At 76.8% G+C, this 15,265-nt stretch carries 13 protein-coding genes; 8 read left to right on the forward strand and 5 right to left on the reverse strand.

From position 1 onward, the window contains the following. Window positions 1–12 precede the first annotated feature (12 nt). A complete protein-coding gene (locus Cpa01nite_RS15985) occupies window positions 13–852 on the forward strand; it encodes a TrmH family RNA methyltransferase (protein ID WP_203669766.1) in 840 nt (279 codons plus the stop codon). Window positions 853–959: 107 nt separating this feature from the next. Here the strand turns inward: Cpa01nite_RS15985 and Cpa01nite_RS15990 are convergent, their stop codons facing one another. Both Cpa01nite_RS15990 and Cpa01nite_RS15995 read right to left on the reverse strand, forming a co-directional pair. Next, window positions 960–1,670 carry a response regulator transcription factor gene (locus Cpa01nite_RS15990; protein WP_203669768.1) on the reverse strand — a complete coding sequence of 237 codons (711 nt, stop codon included), beginning with the start codon at window positions 1,668–1,670 and terminating at the stop codon, window positions 960–962. Beyond that, window positions 1,667–2,878 (reverse strand): sensor histidine kinase, encoded by a 1,212-nt coding sequence (locus Cpa01nite_RS15995; RefSeq protein ID WP_203669770.1) that lies wholly within the window; start codon window positions 2,876–2,878, stop codon window positions 1,667–1,669. Before Cpa01nite_RS15995 ends, Cpa01nite_RS15990 begins: the two co-directional genes overlap by 4 nt. A gap of 124 nt (window positions 2,879–3,002) precedes the next feature. Between Cpa01nite_RS15995 and Cpa01nite_RS16000 the strand changes: the two genes are divergently transcribed. The 4 genes from Cpa01nite_RS16000 to Cpa01nite_RS16015 all read left to right on the forward strand — a co-directional run bounded on the left by Cpa01nite_RS16000 (window position 3,003) and on the right by Cpa01nite_RS16015 (window position 7,320). Next, window positions 3,003–3,788: an ABC transporter ATP-binding protein gene (locus Cpa01nite_RS16000; RefSeq protein WP_203669771.1), complete on the forward strand. Its 786-nt coding sequence runs from the start codon at window positions 3,003–3,005 to the stop codon at window positions 3,786–3,788. Beyond that, complete coding sequence (locus tag Cpa01nite_RS16005) at window positions 3,773–5,467, forward strand: hypothetical protein (protein WP_203669773.1); 1,695 nt, start codon at window positions 3,773–3,775, stop codon at window positions 5,465–5,467. The genes Cpa01nite_RS16000 and Cpa01nite_RS16005 overlap by 16 nt, the downstream gene beginning before the upstream one ends. 135 nt (window positions 5,468–5,602) lie before the next feature. Beyond that, entirely contained in the window at window positions 5,603–6,247 is a 645-nt protein-coding gene (locus tag Cpa01nite_RS16010; RefSeq protein ID WP_203669775.1) for a D-alanyl-D-alanine carboxypeptidase family protein, read from the forward strand. A 41-nt stretch (window positions 6,248–6,288) separates the two neighbouring features. Then, the gene (locus tag Cpa01nite_RS16015; protein ID WP_203669777.1) at window positions 6,289–7,320 is read left to right on the forward strand and encodes a serine hydrolase domain-containing protein; all 1,032 of its coding nucleotides are present in this window, start codon (window positions 6,289–6,291) and stop codon (window positions 7,318–7,320) included. 36 nt (window positions 7,321–7,356) lie between these two features. Here Cpa01nite_RS16015 and Cpa01nite_RS16020 read toward each other — a convergent pair whose 3' ends face one another. Then, on the reverse strand, window positions 7,357–7,569 hold the full coding sequence (locus Cpa01nite_RS16020; protein WP_203669779.1) for a DUF3072 domain-containing protein: 213 nt from the start codon (window positions 7,567–7,569) through the stop codon (window positions 7,357–7,359). A 179-nt stretch (window positions 7,570–7,748) separates the two neighbouring features. Here Cpa01nite_RS16020 and Cpa01nite_RS16025 point away from each other — a divergent pair, with 179 nt between their 5' ends. Next, window positions 7,749–9,458 (forward strand): BCCT family transporter, encoded by a 1,710-nt coding sequence (locus tag Cpa01nite_RS16025; protein ID WP_203669781.1) that lies wholly within the window; start codon window positions 7,749–7,751, stop codon window positions 9,456–9,458. Window positions 9,459–9,586: 128 nt separating this feature from the next. Beyond that, window positions 9,587–11,014 (forward strand): amino acid permease, encoded by a 1,428-nt coding sequence (locus Cpa01nite_RS16030; RefSeq protein WP_203669783.1) that lies wholly within the window; start codon window positions 9,587–9,589, stop codon window positions 11,012–11,014. A 4-nt stretch (window positions 11,015–11,018) separates the two neighbouring features. On the opposite strand, the gene Cpa01nite_RS16035 is transcribed toward Cpa01nite_RS16030, so the two are convergent. After that, the gene (locus Cpa01nite_RS16035) at window positions 11,019–11,639 is read right to left on the reverse strand and encodes a LysE/ArgO family amino acid transporter (RefSeq protein ID WP_203669785.1); all 621 of its coding nucleotides are present in this window, start codon (window positions 11,637–11,639) and stop codon (window positions 11,019–11,021) included. A gap of 264 nt (window positions 11,640–11,903) precedes the next feature. Between Cpa01nite_RS16035 and Cpa01nite_RS16040 the strand changes: the two genes are divergently transcribed. After that, window positions 11,904–12,788, forward strand: coding sequence for an ArgP/LysG family DNA-binding transcriptional regulator (locus Cpa01nite_RS16040; RefSeq protein ID WP_203669786.1), 885 nt, complete (start codon window positions 11,904–11,906; stop codon window positions 12,786–12,788). 91 nt (window positions 12,789–12,879) lie between these two features. Here Cpa01nite_RS16040 and Cpa01nite_RS16045 read toward each other — a convergent pair whose 3' ends face one another. Beyond that, entirely contained in the window at window positions 12,880–15,201 is a 2,322-nt protein-coding gene (locus Cpa01nite_RS16045) for a glycoside hydrolase family 65 protein (RefSeq protein ID WP_203669788.1), read from the reverse strand. Between the last annotated feature and the right edge of the window lie 64 nt (window positions 15,202–15,265).

Genomic DNA, 15,265 nt, shown 5'->3' on the forward strand with positions numbered 1-15,265 from the left:
CGCCGGGGGATGATGTCCGGCGTGCCCGCGCTCGACATCGTCCACCTGACCGACCCCGACGACGAGCGGCTCGCCGACTACGTCTCGCTGACCGACGTCGCGCTGCGCTCCCGGCACGAGCCCGAGAAGGGCCTGTACATCGCGGAGAGCTCGACGGTGCTCGGGCGGGCGCTCGCCGCGGGGCACCGGCCGCGGTCGGTGCTGGTGTCGCCGCGCTGGCTGCCGGACCTCACGTCGATGCTCGAGGCCCGGGACCCGGCCGGGGAGCCCGTGCGCGTGTACGTCGCGGAGTCGCCCGTGCTGGAGGCGATCACCGGCTTCCACGTGCACCGCGGGGCGCTCGCGGCCATGCACCGCCCGCCGCTGCCGTCCGTCGCGGAGGTCATCGCCGGGGCGCGGCGGGTCGCGGTGCTGGAGGACGTCGTCGACCACACGAACGTCGGCGCGGCCTTCCGGTCGGCGGCGGCCATCGGCGTCGACGCCGTGCTCGTCACCCCGCGGTGCGCCGACCCGCTCTACCGCCGGTCGGTGCGGGTGTCGATGGGCACGGTGTTCCAGGTGCCGTGGACCCGGGTGGACCCGTGGCCCGGCGGCGTCGAGCTGCTGCGCGCCGCCGGGTTCGTCACCGCGGCGCTGGCGCTGTCCGACGACTCGGTGAGCCTGGACGCGCTGGAGGCCGACCCGCCGGAGCGGCTGGCGCTGGTGCTCGGGGCGGAGGGCGACGGGCTGAAGCCGGCGACGATCGCCGCGGCGGACGTGACCGTGCGGATCCCGATGGCGGGCGGGGTGGACTCGCTCAACGTGGCGGCGGCGGGCGCGGTCGCGTTCTGGGCGACGCGCGTGCGGGACTGAGGCCGGGGCGGCGTTCGCCGAGATAGGGCCTCCGCGCCGAGGTAGGACCATCGGTGGTCCTACCTCGACGGCGCGGACCTATCTCGACGCGGACACCCGGCCCGGGCTCAGCCGCGGCGGCGGGACTCGTGCGCCGCGATCGCCAGCTGCACCCGGTTCTCCAGCCCGAGGCGGCCCAGCGCGCTGGACAGGTGCGTCTTCACGCTGCCGACCGACAGGTACAGCCGCGCGCCGATCTCGGCGTTCGACAGCCCGTCCGCCACGGCCAGCGCCACCTCGCGCTCCCGGTCGGTGAGCCCGTCGAGCGGGTCCGGGCCGGCCGCAGCGGGCTCCGGTTCGGCGCGCACGTGCTCCAGGAGCTGGGCCAGCACCGCGGGCGACATCGCGGGCTCGCCGGCCGCCGCGGCCAGCACCGCGGCGACGATCTGCTCCGGCGGGGTGTGCTTGAGCAGGAACCCGGCGGCCCCGGCGCGGAGCGCGGCCAGCACGAGCGCGTCGGCGCGGAAGGTCGTGAGGACCACGACGGCCGGCGGCGACGCGAACCGCTCCCGGACGGCGCGCAGCGCGGCGACGCCGTCCACGCGCGGCATCCGGACGTCGAGCAGCACCACGTCGGGCCGTGCATCCTCCACGGCCGCCACGACCTCGTCGCCGTCGCCCGCCTCGCCGACGACCTCGAGTGCGGGGTGCCCCGCGAGCATCAGCCGCAGCCCGGCACGGACCAGCGGGTCGTCGTCGACGAGCAGGACGCGCGCCGCCGCGGCCGCCGGCCCCGCGCCCGCCGGCCCCGCGCCCGCCGGCCCCGGCCCCGCCGTCACCGCGCCGCCCGCGGCAGGTCGGCCCGCACCCGGAACCGACCGCCGTCGACGCCGTGCACGAGCGTGCCGCCGTCGAGGCGGACCCGCTCCGCGAGGCCGACCAGGCCGTTCCCGCCGCGTGGCAGGTCGGCGTCGGTGACCCCGACCGGGACGGCGTTCTCGACCTCGACCCGGACGCGCGCGCCCTCGCCGCCCGACACCCGCACCCGGACCGGTGCCCGCGGGGCGTGCTTCCGCGCGTTGGTCAGGGACTCCTGCACGACGCGGTAGACGGTCCGCTCCGTGGTCTCGCGCAGCCCGGCGGCCGACACGTCGACGACGAGGTCCACCTGCTGGCCCGCCTCGGCCGCCTCCGCCGCGAGCCGGCCGAGGTCGTCGAGGCGGGGCTGCGGCCGCCCCGTCGCCAGGTCGTCCTCCGCGCGCAGCAGCAGGAGCAGCTCGCGGAGGTCCTCGACGGCGAGGTGGGCGTTCTCCCGGATCACGCGGGCCGCGTCCCGGACCTCCGCGGTGCTCGGCGCGGCGGGGGACCCCGCGCGGAACTCCAGGGCGCCGGCGTGCACGGACAGCAGCGAGATCCGGTGCGCGAGCACGTCGTGCATCTCCCGCGCGATCCGCTCGCGCTCCTCGTGCCGGGTGGCGGTCAGCTGCGCCTCGTACCGCTCGCGGTCCCGTGCGGCGGCCTCGCGGAGCCCCTCGATGACCAGCCGGCGGGACCGGCCGAGCAGACCGAGCGTGACCGCCAGCGCGTACAGCAGCGGGATCACGACGGCGTAGACGAGCCACGACATGCCGGGCAGCGGGAACAGGTGGTGGTACGGCAGCCCGGTGGCGACGTGCAGCACGGCCACCGCCACCGCGGCGCGGGGCCGCCCGAGCTGCGCCGCCCGGTACACCGCGAACGGCCCGGCCAGGCCGCCCGACAGCGACAGGGCCGCGGGCACCACCAGCAGCAGCGCGACCGTGACGGGGAACCGCCGGGCCCACCACAGCGCGAGGCAGGCGAACCCGCCGAGCGCGACGTCGAGCGGCCAGAACCACGCCGGGATCTGGTCCGGCCGGCCGCCCGCGACCGAGGCGAGCCAGGACAGCGTGAGCAGGCCGTTCACGAGGCCGTCGCTCACCCACTCGCCGGGGGTCCGCGGCCGCGCGAACGGGGACACGCGCCGCCACCCGGCCGGCGCCGTCGCCCGTCCCGCGTCGTCGGTCACCTGCCGATCGTAGGAGGCGACCACGCCGGCCGGGCCGCCCGGGCGCCGAGGACCGGCCGATCGGCCGACCCCTCTGGCCGGTCGGCCGATCCGCGTCCGCGCACCGGCGGCGGAGGCTGGCGGCATGGACGACAGGGAGACGACGACGCCGGCGCCCGCGCTCGAGCTGCGCGGGCTGCGCCGGACGTTCGGGGACAAGGTGGCGGTCGACGACATGGACCTGGTGGTGCCCGCCGGGTCGTTCTACGGGGTCGTCGGGCCGAACGGGGCGGGCAAGACCACGGCGCTGTCGATGGCGGTCGGCCTGCTGCGGCCGTCGGCGGGGGTGGCGCGGGTCGACGGCGTCGACGTGTGGGCGGACCCGGTCGAGGCGAAGCGCCGCCTCGGGGTGCTGCCCGACGGGCTGGCGCTGCCCGAGCGGCTGACCGGCGGCGAGCTGCTGACCTACTGGGGTCGGTTCCGCCGGATGCCGCGCGACGTCGTGGCGGCGCGGTCGGCCGAGCTGCTGCGGGTGCTCGAGCTGGAGGAGGCCGAGCAGCTCGGCACGCTGGTGGGGGAGTACTCCACCGGGATGCGGAAGAAGATCGGGCTCGCGACGGCGCTGCTGCACACCCCGCGCGTGCTGGTGCTCGACGAGCCGTACGAGGCGGTGGACCCGGTGTCCGCCCGGGTGCTCACCCGGATCCTGCGGCGGTTCACCGCCGCCGGCGGCTCGGTCGTGGTGTCGAGCCACGTGATGTCGCTGGTCGAGCAGCTCTGCGACCGGGTGGCGATCGTGGTGCGCGGCCGGGTCGAGGCCGCGGGCACCCTCGACGAGGTGCGGGCGGGCGCGGCGCTCGAGGACCGGTTCGTCGCGCTGGTCGGCGAGCCCGAGGTGCGGGAGGAGGAGCTGGCGTGGATCGCGGGATGATCGCGCTCAAGTTCGCGATGCTCCGCAACGCCCTCCCGGGGCTGCGGCTCGTGGGCTGGGTGCTCGGCGGGCTGCTCGCGGCGGCGACGTGGGCCGTGGCCGTCGGCGTGCAGGACGACGGCGTGCGCCGCTCGGCGCTGACGCTGCTCCTGGCGGTGTGGACGCTCGGCGGGCTCGTCGGGCCGGTGCTGACCAGCGGCGCCGGGGTGCTGCGCGCGGAGTACTTCGCCTTGCTGCCGCTGACGCGGCGCCAGGTGGGCAGCGGGCTGCTGATGAGCGTGTTCGTCAGCATCGCCGCGGGCGTCGTGCTGGTCGCGCTGCTGGCGGTCGCGGCGCACGGGGCGCGCGGCGGCCCGGCCGCGGTGGCGGCCGGGGTGGTCGGCGCGGTGCTGGCGTGGGTGCTGCTGGTGGTGGCGTCCCGGCTGGTCTACGGCCTGCTCGGCGCGGCCATGCAGTCGAAGCTCGGCATCGAGATCGCCGGGGTGCAGTTCGGGGTGATGTTCGCCGCGATGTTCGCCGGCTGGATGATCGTCTCGGTCGCGATGGAGAGCGTCCCCGCGCTGCTGACCCGGGGGCTGCCCGACGGCCCGGTCACCACGGTGCTCGAGGCGCTGCCGTCGTCGTGGCCGGTGCTCGCGGCCGACGCGGCCGCGGCGGGGGACGCCGGCCGGGCGCTGGCGCTGCTCGGGGGGCTCGCGCTGCTGGACGTGGTGCTGGTCGCCGCGGCCGTCCCGCTGCTCGTGCCGCGCTCGGCGCGCGCGGCCCGGCGGCGCGGCCGGCCCCGGTCCCGCGGGTTGGTGGCGGGCGGCGGCCTGCTGCCGGCGAGCCCGACCGGCGCGGTCGTCGGCAAGGAGGTGCGCCAGTGGCGGCGCGACCCGTGGCGGGCGCTGGAGAGCTCCACCGCGCTGTGGACCGGGGTGGTGATCGGCGTGCTGGCGCTCCTCGGCGGGTACACCCGGCCGGCGGCGGCGTTCGCGGGCGTCATCGTGGCGTTCGTGCTGGGGCTGTCCGGCTGCAACCTGTACGGGCAGGACGGCTCGGCGGTGTGGCAGAACGTCGTCGGCGAGGACGCCGGGTCGGTGCGCGCGGACGTGCGCGGGCGGCAGTGGGCGATGGTGCTCGTGTTCGCGCCGCGCGTCGTGCTCGTCACCGTGCCGTTCCTGGTGCTGAGCGGGGCGTGGTGGACGGTGCCGCTCGTCGCGGCGGCGGTCCCGGCGGTGCTCGGCGCCGCGACCGGGGCCGCGGTGCTGACCTCGGCGGTCGGGGTGTCGCCCGGCGTCGACCCGCGCCGCCGCGTCGGTCCCAACGACGCCAACGGCAACATCGCCGTGCACGTCTGGGTGGTGATCCTCGCGATCGTCGTCGCGGTGGCGCCGACGGCCGCGGCGATCGTGTACGTCGCGCCGCGCGGGGGCGCGCCGCTCGGCGCGGCACTGGTGGTGCTCGGCGCGGTGAACGGGGGCGCGGCCGCCTGGCTGCTCGGCCGGGTCGCGATCGGGTACCTCGACCGGCGGATGGTCGACGTGTTCAGCCGGATCCGGTACGGGCGGGTGTTCCACGAGGACGCGGACGCCGGGCTGCTGGACGGGATCGCGCGGGTGACGCTGCGCGGCGAGGTGCGCGCGAAGGAGCTGAAGCAGGAGGAGCGGGACAAGCGCCTGGCGCGGGCGCGGGGCTGAGCGGGGCGGGGCGCCTGCGGCCCCGGGGGTCGGTCGGCGGGACCAGGCGCGGGTGCGACCGCGGGGGGACCCGGGCGCGGCGCGGTCGGACCGCGGGCCGACGCACCGTGCCGCAGGCCGCGGGAGCGTGGGGGCATGACGACCGACGACCCGCACCGCCGCCGCGCCTTCGCCGCGCCGGGCCGCCGCCGCGCCCGCCCCGCGCCGGCCGCTGACCGCGCCCGCCCCGCCTCCGCCCGCCGCCCCGCGCTCGCCGCGGCCCTCGCCGTCGTCGCGCTGGCCGCCGCCGGCTGCTCCGCGGCGACCGCGGCCGACGACCCGCCGCGCGTCGCGGCGGTGCCGGGCGACGAGGTGCGGGGCGCGCCGACGGGCGAGCCGGGAGCGCCGACGCCGGACGGCCCCGCGGAGGGCGTCGACGCCGAGCTGCTCGCCCGGTTCGAGGCGGCCCGCGCGGCGGCGGCGGCCGAGGACGTCGAGCTCCGGATCACCTCGGGCCGGCGCACCGCCGAGGAGCAGCAGCGCCTGGTCGACGAGGCCGTGGCCGAGCACGGCGTGCCGGAGGCGTACCGCTGGGTGCTGCCCGCGGAGACGTCCGCGCACGTGCAGGGACTGGCGATCGACGTCGGCGCGACGCAGGGCGCGTACTGGCTCGCGGAGCGCGCGGTCGAGTTCGGGCTGTGCCAGACGTACGCGAACGAGGTGTGGCACTTCGAGAAGCTGCCGGACGGGGCGGCGGAGTGCCCGGAGCAGCACCCCGACTCGTCCTGGGGCTGGGGATAACCGCTCGCCCGCCGGGGGGTCGCCCTCGTACGGTCGTCGGCATGACCAGCGCCGCGCACCGCCGCCCGACGAACGCACCCGAGGACCGCGCGAGCGCCCTGCACGCCCGCGCCGAGGCGACCGGGCTGAGCGGGGTGGTGCACGTCTCCCGGGGCGACGAGGTGGTGCTCGCCCGCGCGTACGGCTGGGCCGACCGCGCCCGGCGGGTGCCCGCGTCGGTCGAGCACCGGTTCGGCGTGGCCAGCGTCGCCAAGGGGTTCACGGCGCTGACGATCGCGTCCCTGGTCGAGGAGGGCCGGCTCGGCTGGGACGACCCGGTCCGGCCGGTGCTGGGCGGCGACCTGCCGCTGGTGGACGACCGCGTCACCGTCGACCACCTGCTCGACCACACGTCGGGGATCGGCGACTACCTGGACGAGTCGGCGCTCGGGTCGATCACCGACCACGTCCTCACCCTGCCGCCCCACGTGCTGGACGACACCGAGGCCTACCTGCCGATGCTGGCGCCGCACCCGCAGGTCTCGGAGCCGGGCGAGCGGTTCGCGTACAACAACGCCGGCTACGTGCTGCTGGCGCTCGTGGCGCAGCGGGTCGCCGGGGTGCCGTTCCCCGACCTGGTCGCCGACCGGGTGCTCGGGCCGGCGGGGATGACGCGCACGGGCTACCCGCGGTCCGACGAGCCCACCGCGGACCTCGCGGTCGGCTACCTCGACGAGGAGGGCCCGCGGACGAACGTGCTGCACCTGCCGGTCCGGGGGAGCGGCGACGGCGGGCTCGCCACCACGGCGGCGGACCTCGCGGCGTTCTGGCGGGCGCTGACGACCGGGCGGATCGTGCCGCTCGCGGCCGTCGAGCGGCTCGTCGAGCCGCGGCACGTCGTCGAGGACGAGGGCATGCGGTACGGCCGCGGGTTCTGGCTCGCGCTCGGGACCGACGAGCTGGTGCTGGAGGGGTACGACGCCGGCGTGTCCGCGCGCACCGCGCACGACCCGGCGACGGGCGTCACGGTGACGGTGCTCGCGAACACGTCCGACGGCGCCTGGCCGGTGCTGCGGGAGCCCGCGGACGACTGAGCCGCCCGCGGGTCCGCGTACGCCACCCCGGGCGGGTCAGCTCGCGCCGCGACCCGTCTCGCCCTGCAGCCGGTCGATCATCTCGGACGCCTCGGCCTTGGTGAGGCCCTCGGGGACCTCCTCGCCGGCCTCCCGCGCGAGCGTGTGCAGGTAGGAGTCCTGCGGACCGGTGATCGGCTCGTCGCCGGTCACCCAGTCGGCCGGGTCCTTGGCGGCGTCGGTGCTGTTCTCGGGAGTCTGCTCGGTCATGGCGGTCACGCTAGGCCGGGCCACCGACACGCGCACGGCGGGCCGGGACGGCTGGTGGTCCGGCGCCGGTGACGCCACCGGCGCGCCCGCTGACCTGAGGGTCCGCCGTCCTGTGGCTGGGTGGGACCGCCCTGGCTAGGGTGGTCGGCGCCCTGCCGCCGACCGCCGAGAGGACCCCCGTGGCGACACCGACGACCGAGACCCCGACCGACGAGCGGGCGCCACGTCCCGGCGCCGGCCGCGGCCCGTGGGGCACGTCGCGGGCCGTGTTCTGGGGCTCCGTGGCCGTCGTGGCGGCCGTCTCCGGGTTCACGATCCTGTTCCCGGACACCGCGAACGACGTCATCGGGTCGGTGCAGTCGAACGTGGTCAGCGGATTCGGCTGGTACTACGTCGCCCTGGTGGCCGGCTTCGTCGCGTTCGCGATCTGGCTGGGCGTCGGGCGGTGGGGCGACATCACGCTCGGCAAGGACGACGACGAGCCCGAGTACCCCCTGGGGTCGTGGTTCGCGATGCTGTTCGCGACCGGCATGGGCATCGGCCTGGTGTTCTGGGGCGTCGCGGAGCCGCTGAGCCACTACGCGAACCCGAAGCCGGGCGTCACCGGGACCCCGGAGCAGCTCGCGCAGCAGGCGATGTCGCAGACGTACCTGCACTGGGGCCTGAGCGCCTGGGCGATCTACGTGGTCGTCGGCCTGTCGATCGCCTACACCGTGCACCGCAAGGGCCGCCCGGTGTCGATCCGGTGGTCGCTGGAGCCCCTGCTCGGCGACCGGGTGCGCGGCCGGATCGGCGACGCGGTCGACGTCACGGCCGTCGTGGGCACCGTGTTCGGCGTCGCGACCTCGCTCGGCCTCGGCGTCCTGCAGATCACCGCCGGCCTGGACCACACCGGCATCGCCACGAGCTCGACCACGCTGCAGGTGGTGCTCATCCTCGTGATCACCGCGATCGCGACGCTGTCGGTGGTCTCGGGCCTCGACAAGGGTCTCAAGTGGCTGTCGAACATCAACGTGTCGATGGCGGGCGTGCTCCTCGTGCTGGTGCTCGTGCTGGGGCCGACGCTGTTCCTGCTCCGCGAGTTCGTGCAGTCGATCGGCACGTACCTGTCGCAGGTGATCCCGCTGATGTTCAACGTGTCCGCGTACGCCGGCGCCGAGGGCGAGGCCTGGCAGGCGTCCTGGACGACGTTCTACTGGGGGTGGTGGATCTCCTGGTCCCCGTTCGTCGGCGTGTTCATCGCCCGCATCTCCCGCGGCCGCACCGTGCGCCAGTTCGTCGGCGGCGTCCTGCTGGTCCCGACGATCGTCTGCTTCCTGTGGTTCTCCGTGCTCGGCGGCTCGGCGCTGCACCGCGAGCTGTTCGGCCAGGGCGGGCTCGTCGGCCCCGACGGCGAGGTCGTGCCGGAGAACGCGCTGTTCGACCTGCTCGCCGGGCTGCCCGGCGGGGCGGTGCTGTCGATCGGCGCGATCATCCTGGTCGCCCTCTTCTTCATCACGTCCGCCGACTCCGGCGCGCTCGTCGTGTCGATGCTCGCGGCGGGCGGCGACCCGCACCCGCGAACCCCGCTGCGCGTCGTGTGGGCGGGCCTCGGCGGCGTGCTCGCGATCGCCCTGCTGCTCGCGGGCGGGCTGACGGCGCTGCAGACGGCGGCGATCCTCATCGCGCTGCCGTTCAGCGTCGTGATGATCGGCATGGTGATCTCGACGTCGCGGGCGCTGCACGCGGAGCACACGGCGTTCCTGCGCGCCGAGCGCCGCCAGCTGCGCGCCCAGATCGACGAGCAGGTCAGCCGGCAGCTGAGCCGCCAGGTCGACCGGCACGTGGACCGGCGGTTCGAGGAGCGGCTGACCCGGTGGCGGCGGTCGCGGGAGCGCGGCGGGAAGTAGGGCGCCCCGACCCGGGCTACCGTGGTGCGCCGGCCGGCGACCCCGCCCGGCCACCACGCCGCGGCCCCGCGGCGTCGCACCAGCCGCACCAGCCGCACCTCCGGCACCAGCCGCACCAGGAAGCCCGCATGCCCCGCGCCACCGACGCCCCGCCGACCGCCACCCCCGCCGACGCCGGCCCCGCCGGGGGCGACCACCTCGGCCACGGCCTGCGCACCCGGCACCTGACGATGATGGGCCTCGGCTCCGCGATCGGCGCCGGCCTGTTCCTCGGCAGCGGTGTCGGGATCGCGACGGCCGGGCCGGCGGTGCTGGTGTCGTACGCGATCGCCGGCGTCCTGGTCGTCCTGGTGATGCGGATGCTCGCCGAGATGGCGTCGGCGCTGCCGGCCAGCGGCTCGTTCTCGGTCTACGCGGAGCGGGCGCTGGGCCGGTGGGCGGGGTTCACGCTCGGGTGGGTGTACTGGTTCACGCTGATCATGGTGCTCGGCGCCGAGATCACCGGCGTCGCGCGGATCGTCACCGGCTGGCTGCCGGGCGTGCCGCAGTGGGGCGTCGCGCTGGTGGTGGTGGCGGTGTTCGCCGCCGCGAACCTCGCGGGCGTCCGCAAGTTCGGCGAGCTCGAGTTCTGGTTCGCGCTGGTCAAGGTCGCCGCGATCGTGGTGTTCCTCGTGCTCGGCGTGCTGCTCGTGCTGGGCCTGCTGCCGGGGACCGACCCGGTCGGCACCACGAACCTGCTCGGCCAGGGCGGCTTCGCGCCGGAGGGCGTCGGCGGCGTGGCGGCCGGGCTGCTCGTCGTCGTGTTCGCGTTCGGCGGCATCGAGATCGTGACGATCGCCGCCGCCGAGGCCCGGGACCCGCAGCGCGCCGTCGGGCGGGCGACCCGGACCATCCTGTGGCGCATCCTGCTGTTCTACGTCGGCTCGGTGGCGATCATCGTGCTCGTGCTGCCGTGGGACGCGCCCGTGCTGCAGGAGGGGCCGTTCGTGGCGGTGCTCGACGTCGCGGGCCTGCCGGGCGCCGCGCGGCTGATGGAGGCCGTCGTGGTGATCGCGCTGCTGTCGGCGTTCAACGCGAACGTCTACGCCACGTCCCGGATGGTGTACTCGCTCGCCGGCCGCGGCGACGGCCCCGCGGTGCTCCGCCGGGTGTCCCGCCGGGACGTGCCCTGGGTGGCGGTGCTGGTGTCGGTGGCGTTCGGCGTCGTGGCGGTCGGGCTCAACTGGGCGCTGCCCGACACGCTGCTCGGCATCCTGCTCAACGCGGTCGGCGCTGCGCTGCTGGTCGTCTGGGTGCTGGTCGCGGTCGCCCAGCTCCGGCTCCGGCCGCGCCTCGAGGCGGAGGCCCGGGCCCGGGGCGAGGAGCTGCCGCTGCGGATGTGGGGCTACCCGTGGCTGACCTGGGCGACGCTGGCGGCGCTCGCCGGGCTGGTGGTGCTCATGCTCGCGGACGGCACGGCGCGCGGGCAGCTGCTCGCCACGGCCGGGCTGGTGGCGGTCGTGGTCGGGATCTACGGGGTCACGGCGCTGGTGCGCCGGCGGCGCGCCGCGGCCTGACGGGTCACAGCCCGAGCAGCAGGCTCGCCGCGATCGCGACCATGACCAGCGCGATCGCGGCGTCCAGCACGCGCCACGCCCCGGGCCGCGCGAACAGCGGCCGCAGCAGGCGGGCGCCGTACCCGAGCCCGGTGAACCAGATCAGGCTGCCCAGCACGGCGCCGCCGCCGAACCACCACCGCGCGTCGCCGTGCGTGCCCGCCACCGAGCCGAGCAGCACGACCGTGTCGAGGTACACGTGCGGGTTGAGCCAGGTCAGCGCGAGGCAGGTCGCCACCACCGGCCACACCCGGGCGGGGGCGGCGTCGCCGTCCTCGGCGGTGAGCACGGCGCCCGGTCGCAGCGCACGGCGGGCGGCCACCACGGCGTACCCGAGCAGGAACGCCGCGCCGGCGACCCGGGCGACCGTCAGCACCGCCGGGTGCCGGTCGACGAGCGTGCCGAGGCCGCCGACCCCGGCGAGGATCAGCACGGCGTCCGACAGCGCGCACACGGCGACGACGGGCAGCACGTGGGTCCGGCGCAGGCCCGTGCGCAGGACGAACGCGTTCTGGGCGCCGATGGCGACGATCAGCGACAGGCCGAAGGCGAGGCCGGTGAGCGCGGCGGCGAGGGAGTCGGGCACGAGGCGACGCTAGGGCGGGCCGACACCATCAGTCCAACGACTGCTATCGATGCCCCATCAGTGCACCTGATGCTGGCGGCGCCACCGCGCCTCCTGCGCTCTCGCCGAGCTTGCAGAAGATGCGGGGTCCGAGGGGCAGGAACCACGCATCTTCTGCAAGCTCGGCGTGCGGGCGTGCGGGCGTGCGGGCGTGCGGGGCGTGCAGGGCGTGCGGGCGTGCGGGCGTGCGCGGGGTGCGGGGCGGGGGGTCGGTAGGGTCCCGGCATGGCCGACGCCGACCTCCCGCAGCTCCGCGCCCTGCTCGCCGTCGTCGACGAGGGCTCGTTCGAGGGCGCGGCCGTCGCGCTGCACCTCACGCAGTCGGCCGTGAGCCAGCGCATCCGCGCGCTGGAGACCGCGGTCGGCCAGGTGCTCGTGCGGCGCACGCGGCCCGCGGGGGTGACCGACGCCGGCGCGGTGTACCTGCGCCTGGCGCGGCAGGTGCTGGCGCTGTCCGACGAGGCGCGCGCCGCCGTGACCGCGGGCGCGACGTCCGGCCGGCCGGTGCTGCCGATCGCGGTGAACTCCGACTCGCTCGGCACCTGGGTGCTGCCCGCGCTGGCGCCGCTCGCCGACGAGATCGTGTTCGACCTGCACCGCGAGGACCAGGACCACTCCGCCGACCTGCTGCGGGAGGGTGCCGTGGTCGCCGCGATCACCACCGCCGCGCGCCCCGTGCAGGGCTGCACCTCGCACCGTCTCGGCGTCCTGCGCTACCGGCCGATGGTCGCCGCGGACCGGGCCGCCGCGCTGCTGCCGGACGGTCCGACGCCGGCCGGGCTCGCCGCCGCGCCGCTCGTCGTGTTCGACAAGAAGGACGACCTGCAGGACCGGTACCTGCGCGGTCGCGGCGCCGATCCGCTGCTCGCGCCCCGGCACCACGTGCCCTCCTCCGCGGACTTCGCGCTCGCCGTCCGGCTCGGGCTGGGCTGGGGGATGCTGCCCGAGGCGGACGCCCGCGCCGGCGAGGAGGACGGCACGCTGGTCGACCTCGACCCGGGCCGGCACGTCGACGTCGTCCTGCACTGGCAGCAGTGGACCGTGCGGACGGCGGCGCTCGAGCGGACCGGCGCGGCGGTGCGGGCGGCCGCGGCGGCGTACCTGCGCTGAGGTCGTCGAGGTCGGCGGTTCCGCCGCGACACGCGGTGCGACACGCCGAGCGCGGGCGCGGAACCGGCGACCTCGAGAGGGCGGCCCTCGCTCAGGTCTCGTCGAACACCGGGTGCCGGCCCGGCGGCTGCGGCGGGGACGGGTGGTGCTCGAGCGGCGGCTGGGGGCGCTCCTGCTCCGGGGCCGCGGTCGACAGGTGTACGGGCTCGCCGTGGTGGGTCAGCAGGATCTCGTCCCCGGACAGCAGCCGGTAGGTCACCAGGTCCCGCCGGACGTCCACCTCCGCCCGCGCGCCGCCCTGCAGCACGGTGAACGACACCCGGGTGAGCCGGCGCGGCAGCCGCGGCACCAGGTCCAGCGTGTCGCCGCGCTGCCGCAGGCCGCCGAGCCCGACCACGAGCGCCGTCCACGCGCCGGCGAGCGCCGCGACGTGCAGGCCCTCGCCGGTCTCCGCGCGGAGGTCGGACAGGTCGATGAGCGCGCACTCGCGGGCGTACGCGTAAGCGAGGTCCGGGTGCCCGACCTCGGCGGCGACCACCGCCTGCGCGGGCGCGGACAGCGACGAGTCCCGGACGGTGATCGCCTCGTAGTAGGCGAAGTCGCGCCGCTTCTGCTCGACCGGGATGTCGTCGGCCGCCACGTGCAGCGCGAGCACGAGGTCGGCCTGCTTGGTGACCTGCCGCCGGTAGAGCTCGGCGTACGGGTGGTGCTCCTGGAGGGGGTACTGCGCGTTCCGCTCCGCCGCGAAGTCCCACGGCGCCTGCCGGGTGAAGCCCTCGTGCTGCTCGGTGATCCCGAGGTCGGTGGAGTGCGGGACCATCATCCGGTCGGCGGCGCGCCGCCACTCGGCCCGCTCCGTGGCGGTCACGCCGAGGCGTGCGGCGACGTCGGGGTGCCGCTCGCAGGCGTCGGCGGCGGCGCGCAGGTTCTCCCGCGCCATGAGGTTCGTGTACGCGTTGTTGTCGACGATCGCCGTGTACTCGTCCGGGCCGGTGACCCCGTCGATCCGGAACCCCTCGGGCGTGTGGTGGCCGCGGCCGGCCCACAGCCGGGCGGTCGGCACGAGCAGGTCGACCGCGACGTCCCGGTCGAACACCTCGTCGCCGGTCGCGACGACGTGCCGGGCCGCCGCGCAGCCGATGCCGGCGTTGACGTGGTAGGCGGCGGTGCTCGCCGGCCAGTAGCCGGAGCACTCCTTGCCGCTGATCGTCCGCCACGGGAACGTCACGCCCGGCAGCCCGAGCTCGACCGCCCGGGCGCGGGCCTGGGGGAGCGTCCCGCGCCGCCAGCGCAGGTGGTCGGCGGCCGCGCGGGGCAGCACGTGGTCGAGCACCGGGAGCACGAAGCACTCCGAGTCCCAGAACGTGTGCCCGTGGTAGCCGGTGCCGCCGAGCCCCTTGGCGCGGATGCCGGCGCCGTCGGCTTGGGCCGAGGCCTGCACGACCTGGAGCAGCGCGTACCGGACGCCGAGCTGCAGCTCGTCGTCGCCCTCGACCTGCACGTCGCCGCGCGCCCAGATGCCGGCGAGCTCGGTCTCCTGCTCGTGCCGCAGGCCGGACCAGCCCGCCTCGCGCGCGCCCCGCAGCTCGGCGTCGGCCTGGGTGTGCAGGGCCTCGGGGTCGCTGCCGCCCGCGTAGGCGGCCAGGACGACGAGCTCGACCTGCTGGCCCGCGCGGAGGTCGACGGACAGGACGGCGCCGTGCGGGTCGTCGGTCGACCACCGGGCGTCGACGCCGTCGTCCGCGGTGACCAGGTGCGCGGTGCGCACCACCAGCTCGCGGCCGGACCGCTCGGCGCGCTGGTGCACCGCGGAGCCCTCCGGGTCGTGCCGGCAGGTGAGCGTGCGCACGCCGGGCTCGTCCGCCGGGCCGGCGTCCGCGTGCCCGCAGCCGGGGACCGGCCGGGCGGTGAGCGTCACCGCGTCCTCGGCCCGGACGCGCCACCGCGTCGCGACCACGCCGCGCCGGGTCAGCGACACCAGGCGCCGGGTGCTCAGCGTCACCGCGGCGCCCGACCGCGCGGTCCAGCGCGCCTCGCGGTCCAGGACGCCGCGGCGCAGGTCGAGCACGCGGTCGTCGTGCCGGGCCTCGCCGGGCCCGGCGGCGTCGGACGGGGGTGCGTCGAGCTCGTCGCCGTCGACGGTCCAGCCGACCGCCCACGCGTCCACCACGGGCACGAGGACCTCGTCGACCTCGGGGTCGGCGTAGGCGCGCTCGGCGTAGGTGTGCGGCACCTCCTCGTGCACGGTGGCGAGGAGGGTGCCGGGCCCGTGCCCGTGGCCGGGGCGCTCGGGCACGGCGCGCACGCCGAGGTACCCGTTGGACAGCGTCAGGACGGAGGCGGCGGCCGCGGGGTGGTGCAGGTCCAGCTCGGACTGCCGGACGTGCCAGGGGTCGTCGGATCGGTGGTGCACGGGGGTCACTTCACCACAGCGGCCGCGTCGCGGCACGGGGAAGGGCCCTCCAGTCGGGCCTAGG

This window comes from Cellulomonas pakistanensis, from assembly GCF_016862755.1.
Classification (GTDB): Bacteria; Actinomycetota; Actinomycetes; order Actinomycetales; family Cellulomonadaceae; genus Cellulomonas; species Cellulomonas pakistanensis.

What these genes read in the sequence shown, in the direction of transcription:
- Cpa01nite_RS15985 (WP_203669766.1), top strand. Translation starts at nt 13, where the DNA reads ATGTCCGGCGTGCCCGCGCTCGACATCGTCCACCTGACCGACCCCGAC.
- Cpa01nite_RS16000 (WP_203669771.1), top strand. Translation starts at nt 3,003, where the DNA reads ATGGACGACAGGGAGACGACGACGCCGGCGCCCGCGCTCGAGCTGCGC.
- Cpa01nite_RS16010 (WP_203669775.1), top strand. Translation starts at nt 5,603, where the DNA reads ATGACGACCGACGACCCGCACCGCCGCCGCGCCTTCGCCGCGCCGGGC.
- Cpa01nite_RS16015 (WP_203669777.1), top strand. Translation starts at nt 6,289, where the DNA reads ATGACCAGCGCCGCGCACCGCCGCCCGACGAACGCACCCGAGGACCGC.
- Cpa01nite_RS16020 (WP_203669779.1), bottom strand. Translation starts at nt 7,569, where the DNA reads ATGACCGAGCAGACTCCCGAGAACAGCACCGACGCCGCCAAGGACCCG.
- Cpa01nite_RS16030 (WP_203669783.1), top strand. Translation starts at nt 9,587, where the DNA reads ATGCCCCGCGCCACCGACGCCCCGCCGACCGCCACCCCCGCCGACGCC.
- Cpa01nite_RS16040 (WP_203669786.1), top strand. Translation starts at nt 11,904, where the DNA reads ATGGCCGACGCCGACCTCCCGCAGCTCCGCGCCCTGCTCGCCGTCGTC.